Here is an 18,966-nt window from a genome sequence, read left to right as displayed (position 1 = left end):
GAGGATACGATCTTCATCACCACTGGGCGGGCAGGGTCTCCTCCGGCGGAGGCGGCCCCGGCGGAGCACCGTCCCCGAACGGCCGCCCACCCAGCACCTCCCGTCCGTGCGGAGTATCCCACAGCGACAGGTCCGGTCCTTTAGGCACGATCCTCGTCGGATTGATCTCCGTGTGCACCTGGTAGTAGTGCCGCTTGATGTGGTCGAAATCCACGGTGTCACCGAAGCCGGGAGTCTGGAACAGATCCCGCGCATAGGCCCACAGCACCGGCTGCTCGGTCAATTTGTTGCGGTTGCACTTGAAGTGTCCGTGGTAGACGGCGTCGAACCGGACGAGCGTGGTGAACAGGCGGATGTCGGCCTCGGTGATGGTCTCACCCACCAGGTAGCGCTGGTTCTCCAGGCGCTGCGACAAGGCGTCCAACCGTGCGAACAGACGCGTGTAGGCGTCCTCGTACGCCCGTTGCTTGGTGGCGAACCCCGCCTCGTACACCGCCGCGTTGACGTCGGCGTGGACGGCGGCGTTGACCTCGTCGATCTCGTCCCGCAGCGCCTCGGGATACAGGTCGGGCGCACCGTCCCGGTGGTACGCCGTCCACTCGGTCGACAGATCGAGCGTGATCTGCGGGTAGTCGTTGGTCACCAGCTTGCCGCTGGGTATGTCGACGATCGCGGGCACGCTGATGCCACCCGTGTAGTTCGGGTCGGCCTTGGCGTACGCCTCGTGAAGGAATCGGATGCCTAACACGGGATCGCGGCCGTCAGGATCGAGGGTGAATCGCCAACTGCGCTCGTCCTGGATCGGGTCGGCCACGGCCACCGACAGCGCCGATTCCAAGCCGAGCAGTCTCCGCACGATCAGCGCGCGACTGGCCCACGGGCACGCGCGGCTCACGACCAGGCGGTACCGGCCGGGTTCGACGGGCCAACCGTCGCGGCCGTCGGCGGTGATGCGGTCGGCGAAATGGTTGGGGGCCCGGTGGAACTCCCCGGTATCCGGGTCGGTCGAGATACTCATGAGTCCGACGCTAGTACGCGAACGACCCCGGATCTATCGACTCGGGCCATCGTGTCCGCAGATTACGTCGCCGTGTTCGCATCGTGCGTTGCGGACACGACTACACAACCTGCGGACACGACGGAGACCGGCACGGAAATCAGGGGCGGGCCCTCGCCGGCTGATCGGTCGGCCACGGACGGATCTCCTCGACCAGTCGGGCCACGGCCAGCACGAGATCGTCGGAGTGGCGCGGGCCGGCGATCTGCAACCCCACGGGCAGGCCCTGCGACGTGAACCCCGCGGGCACGCTGACGGCGGGCTGCTGCGTCATGTTGAACGGGTAGGTGAACCCCGTCCACTCCGGCCAGTCGGTCAGGCCGCTGCCGGGCGGCACGTCGTGCCCCACCTCGAACGGTTGCACCGGCATGGTCGGGGTGATCAGCACGTCGTAGCGGGTGTGGAATTCTCCCATGTGGATTCCCAACGCCATACGCTCGGCGGTGGCGTCGAGGTAGTCACGGGCCGAGTAGGTGCGTCCGCGTTCCCACACCTTGCGCAGGCCGGGGTCGACCCGTTCCTCGGAACCCTCCGGGAACGAGTCGAGCCACTTCGCCGCTCCCGTGGACCACAACACGTCGAACGCCTCGATCGGGTCGGTGAAACCGGGGTCGGCGTTCTCCACGGTCAGTCCCTCCTCGCCCAGCGCGATCACCACCGATTCCACGAGCCGGGTGATCTCCGGCTCGACGTCGAGGTAGCCGAGAGCGGGCGAATAGGCCGCTCGAAGTCCTCGGACGTCGCGGCGCACGGCTTCCCGGTAGGTGCCGGGTGGCGGCGGCAACGACGAGGGGTCGCGGTGGTCCGGCATGGCGAGCACATCCAGCAGCAGTGCCACGTCGTCGACCGATCGGGCCATCGGCCCCGCGTGAGCTAGGGCGCCGAACGGACTCGCCGGGTACAGTGGGATACACCCGCCCGTGGGTTTGAAACCGACGATGCCGCAGAACGACGCGGGAATGCGCACGGACCCACCGCCGTCGGTGCCCACGGACAGCTCGCCCATCCCGGTGGCCACGGCGACCGCGCTGCCACCGCTCGATCCGCCGGGTGTGAGCGCGGGGTTCCAGGGGTTGCGGGTGGGGCCGTCGAGTGGGCTGTCGGTCACGGCCTTCCACCCCAGCTCGGGGGTGGTGGTCTTACCGAGCAACACCAGGCCGTGTTCCCGCATGCGCGCGGTGATGGGGCTGTCGACCTCCCATGGCTGGTCGCGGTCGATGCACAGCGATCCGCGCAGTGTCGGCCAGCCTTGGGTGAGGAACATGTCCTTCACCGACGCCGGAACACCGTCGAGCCAGCCGATCGGGTTCCCCTCGCGCCAGCGCTCCTCGGAGCCCCGTGCGGCGTCGAGCGCCGCCTCCTCGTCGACGAGAGTGAAGGCGCGGCACTCCGGGTCGCGTTCGGCGATGACGTCGAGCGCGGCACGTGTCACCTCGACCGGTGACAATTCCTCCGAGGAATAGGCGGCGACGAGTTCGTTCGCGGTCAGCATGGGCAGCGTGCTCGACATAGCTCTCCTCGTCGCCGATTCAATGGATTGCGTGTCAATTCGTCGAAGGTACATAGCCGAGGTGTTTGTCCACGACGTTGCGGAACTCCCGCCCGTCCCTCCAACGGGCGAAATTGTCGGTGAAGACCTCGACCAGGGCATTGCGCCAGCCGACGAAATCGCCGGACATGTGCGCGGAGATCAACACATTCTCCATGTTCCACAGAGGACTGTCTTGCGGTAGCGGTTCCTGCTCGAAGACGTCGAGGGCAGCCCCAGACAGATGTCCCGACCGCAGCGCGGAGATCAGGTCGTCGGTGACCATGAGCTCACCCCTGCCGACGTTGACGAACCGCGCGCCCGGCCGCATCGCGGCGAACGCGTCCGCGTCGAACATGCCTCTGGTCTGCGAGGTCAGTGGCGCCACGGCGACCACGACGTCATAGTCACCCAGATGCTGCGTGAGCTCCTGCGACGACACCACGGTTCCGAAGTCGGGGTCATCGGAGCGAGCTCGGCGGCCCGCACCGGCGACTCGCATGCCCACGGCCCGCAGCAAAGACGCGATGGCCCTTCCTATCGGTCCGGTCCCGACCACCAAGGCCGACGTACCCGCCACTCGTTCGGTCTCCCGGTGCTGCCACGTGCGCTGCTGCTGCAATCGCAGAGAACCGGCGAAGTCCTTGGCGAACGCGATGACGAGCCCCAAAACGTACTCCGCGATCGCGGAGTCGAACACCCCCCGCGAATTGGTGAGCACCACATCACTGTCCCGCAATTCGGGGAACATCACCGAATCGACGCCGGCACTGGCGACGTGCACCCAACGCAACCGGTCGGCCGCGTGCCAGGCGTCGGCCAAGGCCCGCGAGAGGAAGTCGTAGAGGAACAGTGCGTCGGCTCCGCGTAAAGCGTCCGGAAGTCCTTCGGTATCGGTGTAGCGAACCGTTGCCGACTGTTCGATGAGGTCCATGTCCGGAGGACGCTGATCGCCGCACAGAACGGCGAGTACCGGACGATCCGTGCCATTCACGTTGACACGGTAAGCAGCGTTCGTATGATTGTCAACAATCCGAGGATTCCCCCCGGAGGCCCCTTCCTGCCATGAAGCCGTCGGAGGTCGAGCCTTGGATTTCCCGGCACTGAACATCCCCGCATTCGATGGCCCTCTCGCTCAGCGTGGCATCGGTGTCATCGCTCCGTTCGACCTCGCACTGGAACGCGAGCTGTGGCGTTGGGTGCCCATGGAGGTGTCGCTCCACCTGGCTCGAACTCCGTACGAACCCGTCCCCGTCAGCATGGAGATGGCCCACCTCGTCAGCAACTCGGCACACCTCGCCGCGGCCACCCGCGACGTCCTCCACGTCGAGCCGGAAGTGGTGGCCTATCTGTGCACGTCGGGCAGCTTCGTCAATGGACTCGACGCCGAACGATCGCTGTGCAAAGTCATCTGCGATGCGGGGGCACCCGATGCCGTTACCACTTCCGGGGCACTGGCCGAAGTGCTGCGCAAGCTCAACCTCGGCCGACTCTCCATCCTCACGCCCTACGACGCCGACCTGACGGCGAAACTGCGCGATTTCCTCGACGAGCTCGGCGTGACGACGGTGTCCAGTGACCATCTCGGACTCGGCGGCGGGATCTGGAAGGTCGGCTACCGCACCATCGCCGAACGCATCCTGGCAGCCAACCACGACGCCGCCGAAGCCATCTTCATCAGTTGTACGAACCTGCCCACCTACGACGTCATCGACCCGCTGGAGGACGCGCTCGACAAGCCGGTGCTCACCGCGAACCAACTCACGATGTGGGCGTGCCTGCACCGGATGGGGCTCCCGATCGTGGGGCCGGGCCGATGGTTGCGGGAAGTGTCCTCGCTTCCCGAGTAAGATTGTCAACAATCCGCATCAGGAGGTGTCCGTTGCCGCCCACGCAGCCGAAGAACCGGACGACCACGATCGGTTTCCTCTACCCCGACCACGCCGCCGAGGACGACTACCCGTACGCCGAGAGACTCCTCGAAGGCGCGGCGAGACTGCCCGTGGAGCACATCTACGGCACCGACCTGCACGCGGTGGCGGAGTTACTCGACCTCGGCAGTCCCGCCCGGCTGGCCGAAGGTGCGAAACTGCTCGCCGCGCACGACCCCGCGGCCGTGGTGTGGGCCTGCACCAGCGGCAGCTTCGTCTACGGCTGGGACGGAGCGCGAGAGCAGGTCGAAAAGCTTTCCCAGGCCACGGGCGGCCTACCGACATCGAGCACCTCCTTCGCGTTCGTGCACGCCGCCGAAGCTCTGAACGTGCGCACAGCGGCCGTCGCCGCCAGTTACCCCGACGACGTCGCCACGCTGTTCGCGGACTTCCTGGCCCACGGCGGTGTGGAGATGGTCGACATGTCCACCGCGGATATCGTCACCGCGGCCGAAGTCGGTCGGCTCTCCCCCGACGACGTGGTGGAGTTGATCGTCAGTCGAGACCGGCCCGGCACCGACGCGCTGCTCGTACCCGACACGGCCATGCGCACGCTCGCGCTGGTCGAGACCCTCGAACAGCGCCTGGGCAAACCCGTCCTGACCGCCAACCAGGTGACCGTGTGGGAAGGTCTGCGCCTCGTCGGTGTCACGCACACCGTGCCCGGCTTGGGCACCCTGTTCCGAAGGAAAGGCACATAAGGCATGCTGGCCGACATCGAACCGGTCAACAGGGAGTCGACGGCGTCGATCATCGCCCGGCAGCTCCGAGACGCGATCACGACCGGTTCCCTACCCCCGGGAACCCAGCTCGGCGAGGCCGATCTCGCGGCCCGCTTCAAAGTCTCGCGCGGCCCGTTGCGTGAGGCCATGCAGCGACTGGTGTCCGAGGGCCTGCTGCGCAGCGAACCACATCGCGGGCTGTTCGTGATCGAACTCGAACCCGAGGACGTGCACGACATCTACTGGGTACGTTCGGCGATCGAGCGGGCCGCGGCCCAGCGCGTGATACGCGGCCCCGAACGCGAACGGGTGGCCGACGTGCTGTCCGACGCGGTCGCCGCGATGGCGGAGGCGGACGAGAAGGACGACCCCACCGCCCTCAGCGAAGCCGACCTCGCGTTCCACGAAGCGCTGATCGAGGCATCGGGCAGCAAACGACTCGTACGCATGGCCCGCACGCTGCTCATCGAGACACGCATGTGCCTGTCCGCCCTTCAGGACACCTACGGCAAGGGCTACCAAGGCGTCGACGAGCGCATCGCCGAGCACAACCGCATCATCGAGGCCCTGCGCGACGGCGACGAGGAACGCATGCTCGCGCTGTTGGATGCGCACATGGAAGACGCGGTGCAACGCCTGGCGCCGGGCACGTCCGTGATGACGGAGTGGTCGGAGCGGAAGTAAGGCGAGATCGGCGCGTTGCCGTATGTGTCGCCGTATCTCGCGGGGATGGCGACCGGATGTGTGCTCGATCGCTGCGCGGCACCACCGATACCCGCCGATGCCACCGGCACCGCGTCGGCGGTTCTCCGCCGTACAGGCCGTGCCGTTGCCTCGTCTCCGCAGACACCTGTACGGGAACTGCGGACACAGCTACACAACCTGCGGACACGACGACACAGCCTGCGGACACGACGACACAGCCTGCGGACACGGTGTCGGAGGCCGGGGCTCAGCCGAACAGTGTTCCCACGGCGGTGGCCGTGGTCGCGCTGCCCACGGCGATACCCCAGCCGACCGGGCCGAGCGGAGTGCAGCCGAAGAACTGACTCGCACCCGGCGTCTGGATCAACGCCGCCAGCACCGCCGCCGAGCCGAGACCACTGGCGAGCACGGCCGGATTACGCCATCCCTGCGTCAGGGTCTGTCCCAACTGGGTGCCGACCAGGGCGGCCAGAGCCACCGTGCCGGCTCTCCGCCTGCGGCCGGTGAACCGCGCGATCAGCCACGCCGCCGTGGCCCCGACGGTGGTGGTGCCCGCTCGCACTCCGATCTCGTTGTAGAGGGGTTTGCCGAGGGAACTCTCCGGCCCTTCCCGCAACAACTCGTCCATGGCCTGGGGGTCCGGACGGCGTGAGACGATGGCCATGGCCGGCGCGAGATCGGTGAGCAGGTTGACAAGCAGTATCTGCCGCGCGTTCAGCGGGGAACGGCCCGTCACCGCCGCGCCGAGGACGTTGAACGCGATCTCGCCGACGTTGCCGCCCAGTAACACACCGAGCGCCGAGCGCACCGACGCCCACATGGCGCGGCCCTCCACGAGCGCGGCGATGATCGTTTCGAGTCTGTCGTCGAGTACCACCACATCCGCCGCCGCCCGGGCCGCCGGCGTTCCCCGGCTTCCGAGCGCGATACCGACGTCGGCCAGCCGGATGGCGGGCGCGTCGTTGGACCCGTCGCCCGTCATCGCCACGGTCCTGCCCAACGCGCGATAGGCCTCGACGATGCGGACCTTGTGAGCGGGGGTGCAACGCGCGATCACATCGACCTCGGGCAGGAGTTCCCGCAACTCCTCCTCGCCGAGGTCGTCCAGCTCCGCTCCCGTGACCACGCGCAGATCGTCACCGGTTCCGTTGATCTCGGAGGCGATCGCCTCACCGGTGTCGGGATGATCGCCGGTCAGCATGACGGTGTGGATCCCGGATTCCCGTAGCCGCGCGGCGGCGGGTGCGGCACTGCCACGGACCGGGTCGGTGATGGCGAGGAAGCCGAGGAAGGTCAGCCCGGTCACCGCCTCCGCGTCGGACCAGTCCGCGGGGTCGGCATCCGATCCGAGTGTCCGTTCGGCCACGGCCAGCACTCGGTGTCCCGACCGGGTGAGGGCCTTCAATCGCCCGGACAGTCGTTTACGGGTGTGCGCGTCGAGGTCACAGCGCGGCAGGACCTCCTCCGGAGCGCCCTTGACGCTGAGCAACAGGCCCTTGCGAGTACGCCCCACGGTGGCGTGGAAACCGCGGGAGGGGTCGAACGGCATCGTCGAGGCCTCCTGCCATCCGGACGCCCCCGACGCCGGGGTGAGATTGAGTCGTGCCCCGGCCTCGGCGACCGCTCTGTCGGTGGCGTGCGGCAACTCCTCGACGTCCTGGGAGTGTGGGGTGGCCCGTAGCCCCGCCGCCAGCACAGACCGCAGCGGCTCGGTCAGTGCGTCCACTCGCGACCGTTCCTCACCGTTGTCGGCCTCGCTCACGGTGAGCCTGCCCTCGGTGAGCGTGCCGGTCTTGTCGAAGCACAACACGTCCACGCGCCCGAGCGCCTCGATGCTGCGGGGATTGCGTACGAGGGCACCCATGCCGGCCAAGCGTCGTGCCGCCGCCAGCTGGGCCACGTTGGCGAGAAAAGGCAGGCCTTCCGGCACCGACGCCACGGCCAGGTTCACCGCCGTGCTCAGGCTGTCCCGCAACGGCACCCGGCGCAGCAGTCCGGCTCCGGCCACCACCGCCGCCGACCCGGCGGCCAGCGGCAGGCTCTTCTCCGTCAACTCGGCCAGTCGGGATTCGATTCCCGTGGTGGGTGCGGATTCCCTGGCGATCGCCATGCTGCGTCCGGCTTCGGTATCGTCGCCGACGGCCACGACCACGGCCGTTGCCTGCCCCGCGGACACGGTGGTGCCCTCGTAGACCATCGAGGAGCGTTCGGCGACTTCCGAGGCGACCACGGGAGTGGACGTCTTCGTCACCGGTAACGACTCGCCGGTCAGTGACGACTCGTCCACCTCGAGGCCGGTGGCCTCCACCAGGCGGCAGTCGGCGGGCACCACGTCGCCCGCGGTCAACGCGACGAGGTCACCCGGCACGAGATCGTCGGCGGTGAGGACGTGTTCGTCGCCGTCACGCACCACTGTCGCGCTCACCGAGGACCGACTCAGCAGATCGGCCAACTGGCGTTCCGTGTGCAGCTGCTGGACGCTGCCGAGCAGCGCCGACACCCCGACCACCGCCGCCACCAGTCCCGCGTCCACAGGCGATCCCACGGTCGCCGACAACGCGGCGCCACCGGCGAGCACGGGCGTCAACGGGTTGGACAGCTCGGCGAGGAACGCACTACCGAAACTCGGGCGGGGTGCGCGAACACCGCCGCGTTCGACCCTCCTCCGGTGCTCTTCCGACTCGGTCAATCCCGCAGTGGACGATGAGAGCCGCTCCAGCACTGCGGGGACCGGCATCGCATGCCACGGCACGGTGTCGGCGATCTCCACGGCGTTCGGTTCCCGCAAGCGGGTGGCGTGCCGACGAGCGTTGACGAGCGCGACGGCCGCCCCCGCGTTCACCGCCCGCATCGCTCGACTGGTCGGGTTGGTGCGACCGTCGCGCAACGCGGACACCATGCCCACCCCGCTGGCCGCCTGACTGATGCGGATACTTTGAGCGTTCATGGCCTTGGCCGCGGCGACCGACTCGATGAGCAGTGCCGCGGTGCCCAGGTCATCGCCGACGATCACATGCGCGCCCCACGGCGGCGGGCCGTCGGCGTGCACACCGGCGCCGCAATCGGACCGGCTCAGCGCCCGGCAGTCACCGGAGACCAACAGCACGCCGTGGCCACGGCTCTGCAGCTCGTGCATGGTGCGCTCCGGGTCGTCGGTCTCGTGCACTGGCAGCCTGCTGCGACGAGCCGCCACGGTGAGCAGGTGCGTGCCGGGCAAAGCCTCCTCCCGCAGACCCACGACTGCGTGCAGACGGCGGCCCCGGCCCAACCCCAACACTCGTCTCGCGTCCCTGCGGACAAGGCGTTCCCGTTCCCGGTCGGCGTTGGGCCCGTCGAACTCGCATTCGTCGAGCGGCCCCAACCACCACTCCCCGTCCGTGGCACCGGCTCCGCGCGTCGGATCGCCCGTCTCGGGCGAGTCGAACATCCGCCAGGCCCGCTCGGCCACCTCGTGCGGGTCGGCCTCCGGCAGTGCGATGAGGTCGGACAGTGTCAACCGCCCTGTGCGCAGTGCGGCCCGGTCGAGGACCACGGCGTCGATGCGGTCCATGTGCCGCAGCACCGAACGATCCATCACCACCGTGCCGCGCCGTCCGAGCACGCGTCCGAGCGCGCTGCCGAACGCCGCTCGGGCGGTCTCGGTAGGTTTCGGCAGGGTGGACAGGCCCACGGCCAGCGCTTTGCGTGGCCCCACGAACGGCAGTGTCGACGCGCCCGCGGCGACACCCGCCTTCAACGCCGTGCGCTGGTAGCGCTCCACTTCCCCTTCCGGAAGGGGGGCGGGTCGTTCCGTGGGCAACGCCTCCGCCTCCACGACTTCCGGGCCGGTGACCACGCCCTGCTCGACGTCCCACCACGCGCGTTCCAGCGCTCGTGCCTCACGCCATTGCCCCGCGCGCTGCACCACGTCCAGCAGGATGCTCTCGTTGCCGGCGGCCAGTCCCTGTGCCAGCGCCCCCAACATGGAGGTGAACGAGTCGGCGCGGTTCTCGGAGCGAGCTCTTCTCGCGACCCGCTCCTTCAACACGGGATGGTGATCCGCCACGGACAGCAGTGCGGCCAGCTCCGGCGGCAACGGCGCCCAGGGCGCGATGCGAGTGAACAGCGACACCACGACCCCCACCACGTCGACGGCAAGCGTGGGTACCAAACGGGTGCCGCGCAGGCCGTCGGCGGGGTGTTGCGCCTCACTTTCCAGGACCGCGTCCTCGGGTGAGCGAGGTTGCTGTTCCGCCCGCGCCGCGATCGCCGCGATATCCGCCGGTTGGGGACGCGGCTCCGTCACTTCGACGCACAGTCGCGACGACGGGGCGTTGACTCGCGCCCACGCCACTCCGGGGTGCGCGGCGACGGCCTCCTCGATGCGCTGCGCGACCTCGGCGCCGCCTTCACCGTGGACGCCGTGAACCTCGACGTAGAGGCGCTCGGTCCCCACCGACACCCGCTGGGGCAGGACTCCCACCAACGACATCACACCACGCGCCGTACCGAGGGCGGTTCCCACGGCTCCCGCGACGGACAGCGGGCCCGGAAGAGGAATACCGAGCACTCTCATGACGCCGGGATGCCCCGGTCCGGCCGTGCTGACACCCCGGGGCAGCGGCGGCGCACCACCGCTGCCCCGGGTTCACACGGCGGCGGCGATGGCCGAACCCAGCTGCTCTGTGGTCGCCTTCCCTCCGAGATCGGGAGTGATCACCCTGCCCTCGGCGAGGACCTGCTCGACCGCGACATCCACCGATCGAGCCGCCTCCGTCTCACCCAATTGGCCGAGCATCATCGCCCCGGCCAATATCTGTGCCACCGGGTTGGCGATGCCCTGGCCCGCGATATCCGGGGCGCTGCCGTGCACGGCCTCGAACATCGACGGGTGCGTGCCTTCCGGGTTGATGTTCCCCGACGGGGCCAGGCCGAGGCCTCCGGTGACGGCCGCCGCGAGGTCGCTGAGGATGTCGCCGAACAGATTGGACGCCACGACGACGTCCAGCCGGTCCGGCCGCTGCACCATGCGTGCCGCCAGCGCGTCGATGTGGCACTGCTCGGCCTCGACGTCCGGATAGTCGGCGGAGACGAGTTCGAAGATTTCGTCCCAGAACGGCATCGTGTGGACGATGCCGTTCGACTTGGTGGCCGAACACACCCTCAGCGAGCGCGTACGGGCCAGCTCGAACGCGTAGCGGATGATGCGTTCCACGCCCACCCGGGTGAAGACGGACTCCTGCAGCACGAACTCCCCGGGCTGCCCCTGGTTGTGCCTGCCGCCGAGCGTGGAGTATTCGCCCTCGGAGTTCTCCCGGACGATCACCATCTCCAGTTCGTCGGCCTTCCGGTCCGCCAGCACCGACGTCGTCCCGGGCAGCAGCCGCACCGGCCGGAGGTTGGCGTACTGCGAGAACGCCCGCCGCAGCGGGATCAACAACCCCCACAGCGACACGTGGTCGGGCACGCCGGGGAACCCGACCGCGCCCAGCAGGACGGCGTCGAAACCGGACAGCGTCTCCACGCCGTCTTCCGGCATCATCGCGCCCGTCTTCGCGTAGCGCTCGCAGCTGTAGTCGAACTCGGTCCACCGCAGCGAGAAGCCGTGCTTGCTCGCCGCCGCGTCGAGCACCTTGCACGCCTCGACGGTGACATCCACACCGATGCCGTCGCCGGGAATGGTGGCGATGTCGTAGCTCCTGGCGGTCTCGGCGACCTTGTTGCCGCTGTCGGAAACCGTCCCCATCTTCGGGCTCACAGACTCACCGCAACGTACTTGGTCTCCAGGAACTCGTCGATGCCGACGGTGCCGCCCTCCCTGCCGAGACCGGATTGCTTCACCCCACCGAACGGTGCCGCCGGGTTGGACACGATTCCCTGGTTCAGCCCCACCATGCCCGTCTCCAGGCGCTCGCTGACCCGCAGGGCTCGCTTGATGTCACTGGTGTAGACGTATCCGACGAGGCCGTACTCGGTGTCGTTGGCCGCCGCCACGGCCTCGTCCTCGGTGTCGAACACCGAGATCGGCGCGACGGGGCCGAAGATCTCCTCACTGGCCAGAAGAGCGTCGGAGGGCACATCGGTGAGGACGGTGGGCTGGTAGAAGTTGCCGGGCCCGTCCACGGTGGTACCGCCGGTCAGCACTTCGGCGCCTCGCCTGGCCGCGTCCTTGACCAGGGTGTTCACCTTCTCCACGGCCGCCTCGTCGATGAGCGGCCCCACCACGACGCCGTCCTCGGTGCCACGCCCGATCGGCAACGCCGACATGCGCTCTGTGAGCTTGCGGGCGAATTCATCGGCGACCCCACGCTGCACGTAGAAGCGGTTGGCCGCCGTGCACGCCTCACCGATGTTGCGCATCTTGGCCTGCATCGCACCCTCGACGGCCTCGTCGAGGTCGGCGTCGTCGAACACGAGGAACGGCGCGTTGCCACCGAGTTCCATCGACGTGCGCAACACCTTGTCGGCGCACTGCTCCAGCAACTTCCGGCCCACCGCCGTCGATCCGGTGAACGACAGTTTGCGTGCCCTGCCATCGCGGATGAGCGGCTCCATCACGCCACCCGCATCACTGGTGGTGACCACGTTGAGCACACCGTCGGGCAGCCCCGCGTCCGCCAGGATCTGCGCCAACGCCAACATGGACAGCGGTGTCTGCTCGGCGGGCTTGACGACCATGGTGCAGCCCGCGGCCACGGCCGGGCCGATCTTGCGGGTGCCCATCGCCATCGGGAAGTTCCACGGGGTGATGAGCAGCGACGGCCCCACGGGCTGTTTGGTGACGAGGACCCGGCCGACACCGTTCGGCGCCACGGCGTAACCGCCGTCGATCCGCACAGCTTCCTCGGCGAACCAGCGGAAGAACTCCGCCGCGTACGACACCTCGCCCCGTGATTCGGCCAGCGGCTTGCCCATCTCCAACGTCATCAGCAGCGCGAGCTCGTCCTGCCGCGCCAACAGCGCCTCGTAGGCCCTGCGCAGGATCTCCCCCCGCTCCCGCGGTGGGTAAGCGGCCCATTCGGCCTGTGTGGAGGCGGCGGCGTCGAGAGCCGCCTTACCGTTCTCGACGGACGCGTCGGCCACCTCGCACAGCACCTGTCCGGTGGCGGGGTCGTGTACCGCGAACGTGGCACCGCTCGAAGCCGGCGTCCACTTTCCCCCGATGAACAGCTGCTTGGTGACAGCCTCCACCACACTGGACTCGGTGACCGCGTTCATGAACACTCCCTAAGTCGCTGATTGCGCCGCTGCGAGTGCCATGCTACGAATATTGTTGACAATCTACAACCCTGAATGGTGTGCGACCCGGGTGTGTGCGACGCCAGGCAGGGCGGCCTTCACCGCGTCACATGCACGGAAGGCGACCTTCACTGCACACACCCTCACACACGGTCGCCCTACGCCGCAGTCGCAAAGGAGCACGCTGTCATGGCCCAGCTTTCCCCGATCCTCAAGCAGGCCACACCAGTCGTCGTCGATCACGGCGAGGGCGCCTACCTCTACGACACCGACGGACGTCGCCACCTCGACTTCACCGCGGGGATCGGCGTCACCAGCACCGGCCACTGCCACCCCCGCGTCGTCCAGGCGGCCCAGGAGCAGATCGGCAAGCTGATCCACGGTCAGTACACCACCGTCATGCACCGGCCTCTACTCGAACTGAGCGAACGACTCGGTGAGGTGCTGCCGAGCGGGCTCGACTCACTCTTCTTCGCTAACTCGGGCAGCGAAGCCGTCGAGGCCGCTCTGCGACTGACCCGCCAGGCCACCGGCAGACCCAATGTCGTCGTGTTCCAGGGCGGGTTCCACGGCCGCACGGTGGCCGCGGCGTCGATGACCACCTCCGGCACCCGGTTCGGTGCCGGATTCTCGCCGCTGATGAGCGGCGTGCACGTAGCTCCGTTCCCCAACGCCCACCACTACGGCTGGGACGAGAAGACCACCACCGAATTCGCGCTGAGGGAACTGGACTACCTGTTCGCCACGCAGACCTCGCCGCAGGAGACGGCCGCGTTCTTCATCGAGCCGATGCTCGGCGAAGGCGGCTACGTGCCCGCCAACACCGAGTTCCTCGCCGGACTGCGGCGCCGCGCCGACGAGCACGGCATCCTTTTGGTGATCGATGAGATCCAGACTGGGTTCGGGCGGACCGGGAAGTTCTGGGGACACCAGCACTTCGACGTCCGGCCCGACATCCTGCTCATCGCGAAGGGACTCGCCAGCGGCTTCCCACTGTCGGGCATCGCCGCGTCGAAGGAACTGATGAGCAAGGCCTGGCCCGGTTCCCAGGGCGGCACCTACGGCGGCAACGCCGTGTCGTGCGCCGCGGCCATCGCCACGCTCGACGTCATCACCGAGGAGAACCTCGTTGAGAACGCGGCCGTGCGGGGCAGGCAATTGCTCGAAGGCGCACGGGCGATCGGCGAGAAGACGCCGGGCATCGGTGACGTGCGCGGGCTCGGCCTGCTGGTGGGGTCGGAATTCGTCACACCCGACGGCAAGCCCGACGCCGCTACGGCGCAGGCAGCGCAGAAGGCCGCCGCGGAGAAAGGGCTGCTCCTGCTCACCTGTGGGCCGTTCATGAACGTCGTGCGGATGATCCCGCCACTGGTGGTGACCGCCGAGCAGGTGGACGAGGCACTGGGCATCTGGACCGACGTCGTCACATCGGTGACTAACGGTTCCTGATCTGTCCCACCCTGAAACGGCGAGCAGAGACGGGCAAGAACAGGCAAGAACAGGCAGGGACAGGCAAGGAGGACCGTGGCCCGCTACCTCACGATCACGCTCGACAAGCGCGGCGTGTCCTGCCGCGCACGCCTGCTCGACGACGAGGCGCCGCGGACGTGCCAGGCGGTGTGGGACGCGCTGCCCCAAAGTGGCTCGGCCTACCACGCGAAGTACGCCCGCAACGAGATCTACACCCTCGTTCCACCGTTCGCCGACCCGAAGCCGGGGCGGGAGAACCCCACCGTGACCCCCATTCCTGGCGATGTCGTGTACTTCGGCTTCGAGGCGTGGGAGATCGGCAATCCCGCCTACGGTTACGACGACGACAGCGAGGCACACAGCGCGGACGGCGCGGCGGATCTCGCCCTCTTCTACGGCCGCAACAACCTGTTGATCAACGGTGACGCCGGCTGGGTTCCCGGCAACGTGTTCGCCACGATCACCGAGGGGCTGAGCGATATGGCCGCCGCCGCTCAGGACCTGTGGCTGCGGGGTGTCGAAGGCGAGACGCTGACGTTCGCTCGCGCGTAGCCGGATGTCCGTTTTCGGGCGGGGGACACATCCCCCGCCCGAAAGTCTTCCGTGAGAGACCACCAGCGCGAATGACTCGTATCACCGAAGGGCGCTCCCTCGCCCGAAAGAACCATCGGAGGCGAGTCCTGCCCACCGACCACGTCGGACCGCGGAACGCGGCGACAGGTCAGCGCGTTGGGAGCCAAGAGCGGTCTGGATCTCGCCTCCGTCCCCTCACCCGATCTCTTCCCTTCACTCGAACGGGTGTTGTTTTAATATTCACTCATCGTACCGACGAGGTAACTCTTTGGTGTCGCGCCCGGAAAGACAGTTCGATGCGTGAACATGTAATGCCTGAGCACCCCGATCGAGGGATCACGAATTGTCACGATCGAGCGTAAATCGTGGCCCCCGCGTAAAACCCGAAAGGGTTACATGTTTAATCTGAGGGGATTTATCCCTATTTTCGGCGCCATCCGAGGCTCTTTGACACCGGACACGTGACGGTGGAAATCTAGATCTCGCTTTCGAAAGCGGTGTGCGCGCACCAATTCCCCAATATCACAACGGATACCTCTTGATAAAGGAGCCCCTGATGCAGATGCTCGTCATGCACGCGACCTCCGGCAACGTGCTCACCGACCTGCTGGCAGCCCTCGCCCACCTTGTCGGCTGGCTGGTCTGACGCATGCGTCCGACACTGTCGCGACAGGCATGACACAACGGGGCCGACACCAGGCGCGGAAGTCGGCCCCGTTGTCCGCTGAACCGCGAGAATGTGAGACGAATTCATAGCCGACGGGACACGGAGCGTACTAGGCTGCTCGCCCATGGGCGACGTAGCGCAGCGGCTGGCCGAGATCGTCGGCATGAACAACGTGGCAGGCGGCGGCGACGTCGGTGACGACTACACGGGCGACGAAGCGCTCGTCGGCGACCGGGTCAAGCCCAGGTACGTGATCAAACCCGGTACCGCCGAGGAAGTCGCCGCCGCCCTACGGCTGGCCACCGAGGAACGCATACCCGTGACGGCCCGAGGATCGGGCACCGGCCTCTCGGGCGCGGCCCGACCGCACCCCGACGGCATGGTCGTCTCCTTCGAGCGCATGAACGCGATCCTCGACATCGACACCACCAATCACGTCGCTGTCGTGCAGCCAGGGGTGACACTGTCCGAACTGGATGACCAGACCGCGAAAGTCGGTCTCGGCTACACCGTCTACCCCGGCGAGATGAGTGCGAGCGTCGGCGGCAACGTCGGCACCAACGCGGGCGGCATGCGTGCGATCAAGTACGGCGTCACCCGCAACAACATCCTCGGCCTACAGGCCGCGCTCCCCACAGGCGAACTGATCCGAACCGGTGGCCGGACCGTGAAGACCTCGACCGGCTACGACCTCACCCAACTGGTCATCGGCTCCGAGGGCACCCTCGCGCTCGCCACCGAGATCATCGTCAAACTGCACCCCCGACTCCCCCACAACACAACGGTGCTCGCACCGTTTCCCACGCTCGACTCGGTGATGGCCGCCGTGCCGCGCATCGTCTCCAGCGGCCTCTCGCCGCACATCCTCGAATACATCGACACGCTGACCATGGCCGCCATCACCCACACCGCGGAGCTGACGCTCGGCATCTCCGACGCGGTACGGGAAACTTCCCAGGCCTACCTCGTGGTGGGACTGGAAAACCGCGACCCCGACCGTCTCGACGGCGACGTGGCCGTCCTCGGTGAACTCCTCACCACCCTCGGCGCCTCCGACGCCTACGTGCTCGAAGGCACCTCCGCCCGCAAACTGATCGAGGCACGGGAAAAGGCCTTCTGGACGGCCAAGGCAGCGGGCGCCGACGAGATCATCGACGTCGTGGTGCCACGCTCGGCCCTACCCGGCTTCCTCACCGAAGCCCAGACCGCCGCTACGCGCACCGAATCGGGCGTGGTCGGTTGCGGCCACGCGGGCGACGGCAACGTCCACCTCGCCGTGTTTCAGAAGGACGAAGACAAGCGGGAACGCCTGCTGCACGATATCTTCGCCGCGGCGATGGAACTGGGCGGTGCCATCTCCGGTGAACACGGCATCGGACATGCCAAGAAGACATACTTCCTCCAGTTGGAGGACCCCGCCAAGATCGAGTTGATGAGCCGAGTGAAGCGGGCATTCGACCCGGCCGGGATCTTGAACCCCGGTGTGCTCTTCGGCCGGGAGGACTGAGGAACCATGGCGATGAACGGCGCGCAGGCACTGATCCGCACACTCGTCGATGCCGACGTGGACGTGTGCTTCACCAACCCGGGCACCTCGGAGATGCACTTCGTGGCCGCACTCGACGACGTGCCGCAGATCCGTGGTGTGCTCGGCCTGGCCGAAGGCGTGGTGACGGGAGCCGCCGACGGGTACGGACGAGTCGCGGACAAACCTGCCGCGACCCTGCTGCATCTCGGCGCGGGGTTGGGTAACGGGCTGGCGAACCTGCACAACGCCCGCCGTGCCAACACCCCGATCGTCAACATCATCGGTGACCACGCGACCTACCACAAAAAGTTCGATGCGCCTTTGGAATCCGACATCGAAGCGGTGGCGGGGTCGTTGAACGGCTGGGTGCGTCGGTCGTCGAGCACGGCCGACATCGGCGCCGACATGGCGGCGGCGATCGCGGCGGCACAGGATACGCCCGGACGGGTGGCGACGCTGATCCTGCCCGCCGACGTGTCGTGGGGCGACGGTGGCACACCCGCCGCGACCGTGCCACCGAAAGCGCCGCGAACGGTGGCGTCGGACGTGGTGCGTTCCGTGGTGGAGATACTGCGAAGCGGCGAGCCGGTGGCACTGTTGTTCGGCGGCCGTGCCTGCCGGGAACGCGGGCTGCGTGCGGTGAGCCGGATCGCGCAGGCCACCGGGGCCAAACCGTTCGCCGAGACCTTCCCGGCTCGGATGGAACGCGGCGCCGGACTGCCGAACATCGAACGTCTCGGCTACCTCGCCGAACAGGTCGCCTACCAGCTCGACGGGGTGCGGCACGTCGTCATCGCCGGGGCCCGATCCCCCGTATCGTTCTTCGCCTACCCCGGCAAGGCCGGCGATCTCGTCCCGGAAGGCGCGCGCGTGCACACGCTCGCCGAGCCGGGCGACGACGTCGTCAGCGCCCTGGAGGAGCTGGCCGACGAGGTTGCGGCCGACGTCGAACCGGAACTCGCGCCGGCTCAGCGGCCGGAGTTGCCGACCGGGGAGTTGACGCCGCAGAACTGGGCGCAGGTGATCGGCGCGCTGTTGCCCGAGAACGCGATCATCTCGGACGAGACGCACACCTCCGGCCTGCTCGTGCCCATGGCGACCGCCGGAGCTCCACGCCATGACGTGCTGACGTTGACGGGCGGCGCGATCGGCCAGGGCATGGCCGTGGCCACCGGCGCCGCCATCGCCGCTCCGGAGCGGCCCGTGATCAACCTGGAGGCCGACGGCAGCGCGATATACAACATTTCCTCACTGTGGACGCAAGCGCGGGAGAACCTCGACGTCACCACGGTGGTGCTCAACAACCGCGCGTACGCCATTCTGCGAATGGAGCTGCAGCGGGTGGGCGCCGAGTCATCCGGCCCCAAGGCCAATGGATTGTTCGATCTGTCCACACCGGATCTCGACTTCGTGAGAATGGCCGAGGGATTCGGTGTTCCCGCGACGCGGGCGAGGACGGCGGAGGAACTCGCCGACCAGTTCCGTCGCGCGGTGGCAGAACCGGGCCCGCACCTCATCGAGGCGATGGTGCCCCCGCTCCTCTGACCTCCTTCTCTGACATCGTGTC

13 protein-coding genes are annotated in these 18,966 nt (G+C 67.9%); 7 read left to right on the top strand and 6 right to left on the bottom strand.

Annotated features, from left to right (window positions below):
* Positions 1 to 16 precede the first annotated feature (16 nt).
* The 3 genes from M7H19_RS11140 to M7H19_RS11130 all read right to left on the bottom strand — a co-directional run bounded on the left by M7H19_RS11140 (position 17) and on the right by M7H19_RS11130 (position 3,579).
* Positions 17 to 1,018, bottom strand: a complete 1,002-nt coding sequence (locus tag M7H19_RS11140) for a glutathione S-transferase C-terminal domain-containing protein (protein ID WP_298180537.1) — start codon at positions 1,016 to 1,018, stop codon at positions 17 to 19.
* A gap of 139 nt (positions 1,019 to 1,157) precedes the next feature.
* Positions 1,158 to 2,567, bottom strand: a complete 1,410-nt coding sequence (locus M7H19_RS11135; RefSeq protein ID WP_298180535.1) for an amidase — start codon at positions 2,565 to 2,567, stop codon at positions 1,158 to 1,160.
* Between the two features lie 34 nt (positions 2,568 to 2,601).
* Positions 2,602 to 3,579, bottom strand: a complete 978-nt coding sequence (locus M7H19_RS11130; RefSeq protein ID WP_298180533.1) for a D-2-hydroxyacid dehydrogenase — start codon at positions 3,577 to 3,579, stop codon at positions 2,602 to 2,604.
* A 94-nt stretch (positions 3,580 to 3,673) separates the two neighbouring features.
* On the opposite strand from M7H19_RS11130, the gene M7H19_RS11125 reads away from it, so the two are divergent.
* Genes M7H19_RS11125 through M7H19_RS11115 form a run of 3 tightly spaced genes read left to right on the top strand, consistent with a single transcriptional unit; the run spans position 3,674 to position 5,922 of the window.
* The gene (locus M7H19_RS11125) at positions 3,674 to 4,435 is read left to right on the top strand and encodes an Asp/Glu/hydantoin racemase (protein WP_298180531.1); all 762 of its coding nucleotides are present in this window, start codon (positions 3,674 to 3,676) and stop codon (positions 4,433 to 4,435) included.
* Between the two features lie 32 nt (positions 4,436 to 4,467).
* Positions 4,468 to 5,217: a maleate cis-trans isomerase gene (locus tag M7H19_RS11120; protein WP_298180527.1), complete on the top strand. Its 750-nt coding sequence runs from the start codon at positions 4,468 to 4,470 to the stop codon at positions 5,215 to 5,217.
* Between the two features lie 3 nt (positions 5,218 to 5,220).
* Positions 5,221 to 5,922, top strand: coding sequence for a GntR family transcriptional regulator (locus tag M7H19_RS11115; protein ID WP_298180525.1), 702 nt, complete (start codon positions 5,221 to 5,223; stop codon positions 5,920 to 5,922).
* 268 nt (positions 5,923 to 6,190) lie between these two features.
* Here M7H19_RS11115 and M7H19_RS11110 read toward each other — a convergent pair whose 3' ends face one another.
* The 3 genes from M7H19_RS11110 to M7H19_RS11100 form a co-directional block, all read right to left on the bottom strand.
* A complete protein-coding gene (locus M7H19_RS11110) occupies positions 6,191 to 10,498 on the bottom strand; it encodes a cation-transporting P-type ATPase (RefSeq protein WP_298180523.1) in 4,308 nt (1,435 codons plus the stop codon).
* Between the two features lie 72 nt (positions 10,499 to 10,570).
* The gene (locus M7H19_RS11105) at positions 10,571 to 11,668 is read right to left on the bottom strand and encodes a tartrate dehydrogenase (RefSeq protein ID WP_298180565.1); all 1,098 of its coding nucleotides are present in this window, start codon (positions 11,666 to 11,668) and stop codon (positions 10,571 to 10,573) included.
* An 8-nt stretch (positions 11,669 to 11,676) separates the two neighbouring features.
* Positions 11,677 to 13,140 (bottom strand): NAD-dependent succinate-semialdehyde dehydrogenase, encoded by a 1,464-nt coding sequence (locus M7H19_RS11100; RefSeq protein ID WP_298180521.1) that lies wholly within the window; start codon positions 13,138 to 13,140, stop codon positions 11,677 to 11,679.
* Positions 13,141 to 13,350: 210 nt separating this feature from the next.
* Between M7H19_RS11100 and M7H19_RS11095 the strand changes: the two genes are divergently transcribed.
* The 4 genes from M7H19_RS11095 (at position 13,351) to M7H19_RS11080 (ending at position 18,944) form a co-directional block, all read left to right on the top strand.
* Positions 13,351 to 14,610 carry an aminotransferase class III-fold pyridoxal phosphate-dependent enzyme gene (locus M7H19_RS11095; protein WP_298180519.1) on the top strand — a complete coding sequence of 420 codons (1,260 nt, stop codon included), beginning with the start codon at positions 13,351 to 13,353 and terminating at the stop codon, positions 14,608 to 14,610.
* A 75-nt stretch (positions 14,611 to 14,685) separates the two neighbouring features.
* A complete protein-coding gene (locus M7H19_RS11090; RefSeq protein WP_298180517.1) occupies positions 14,686 to 15,183 on the top strand; it encodes a DUF3830 family protein in 498 nt (165 codons plus the stop codon).
* An 812-nt stretch (positions 15,184 to 15,995) separates the two neighbouring features.
* A complete protein-coding gene (locus tag M7H19_RS11085) occupies positions 15,996 to 17,378 on the top strand; it encodes an FAD-binding oxidoreductase (protein ID WP_298180514.1) in 1,383 nt (460 codons plus the stop codon).
* A 6-nt stretch (positions 17,379 to 17,384) separates the two neighbouring features.
* Positions 17,385 to 18,944: an acetolactate synthase large subunit gene (locus M7H19_RS11080; protein ID WP_298180512.1), complete on the top strand. Its 1,560-nt coding sequence runs from the start codon at positions 17,385 to 17,387 to the stop codon at positions 18,942 to 18,944.
* Positions 18,945 to 18,966: the final 22 nt, after the last annotated feature.

The organism is Saccharomonospora sp. (genome assembly GCF_027317685.1).
GTDB lineage: Bacteria > Actinomycetota > Actinomycetes > Mycobacteriales > Pseudonocardiaceae > Saccharomonospora.
Note: the sequence above shows the minus strand (reverse complement) of the source record. Positions and strands in the feature narration are given on the sequence as shown.

What these genes read in the sequence shown, in the direction of transcription:
- M7H19_RS11140 (WP_298180537.1), bottom strand. Translation starts at nt 1,018, where the DNA reads ATGAGTATCTCGACCGACCCGGATACCGGGGAGTTCCACCGGGCCCCC.
- M7H19_RS11135 (WP_298180535.1), bottom strand. Translation starts at nt 2,567, where the DNA reads ATGTCGAGCACGCTGCCCATGCTGACCGCGAACGAACTCGTCGCCGCC.
- M7H19_RS11115 (WP_298180525.1), top strand. Translation starts at nt 5,221, where the DNA reads ATGCTGGCCGACATCGAACCGGTCAACAGGGAGTCGACGGCGTCGATC.
- M7H19_RS11110 (WP_298180523.1), bottom strand. Translation starts at nt 10,498, where the DNA reads ATGAGAGTGCTCGGTATTCCTCTTCCGGGCCCGCTGTCCGTCGCGGGA.
- M7H19_RS11105 (WP_298180565.1), bottom strand. Translation starts at nt 11,668, where the DNA reads ATGGGGACGGTTTCCGACAGCGGCAACAAGGTCGCCGAGACCGCCAGG.
- M7H19_RS11100 (WP_298180521.1), bottom strand. Translation starts at nt 13,140, where the DNA reads ATGAACGCGGTCACCGAGTCCAGTGTGGTGGAGGCTGTCACCAAGCAG.
- M7H19_RS11095 (WP_298180519.1), top strand. Translation starts at nt 13,351, where the DNA reads ATGGCCCAGCTTTCCCCGATCCTCAAGCAGGCCACACCAGTCGTCGTC.
- M7H19_RS11085 (WP_298180514.1), top strand. Translation starts at nt 15,996, where the DNA reads ATGGGCGACGTAGCGCAGCGGCTGGCCGAGATCGTCGGCATGAACAAC.
- M7H19_RS11080 (WP_298180512.1), top strand. Translation starts at nt 17,385, where the DNA reads ATGGCGATGAACGGCGCGCAGGCACTGATCCGCACACTCGTCGATGCC.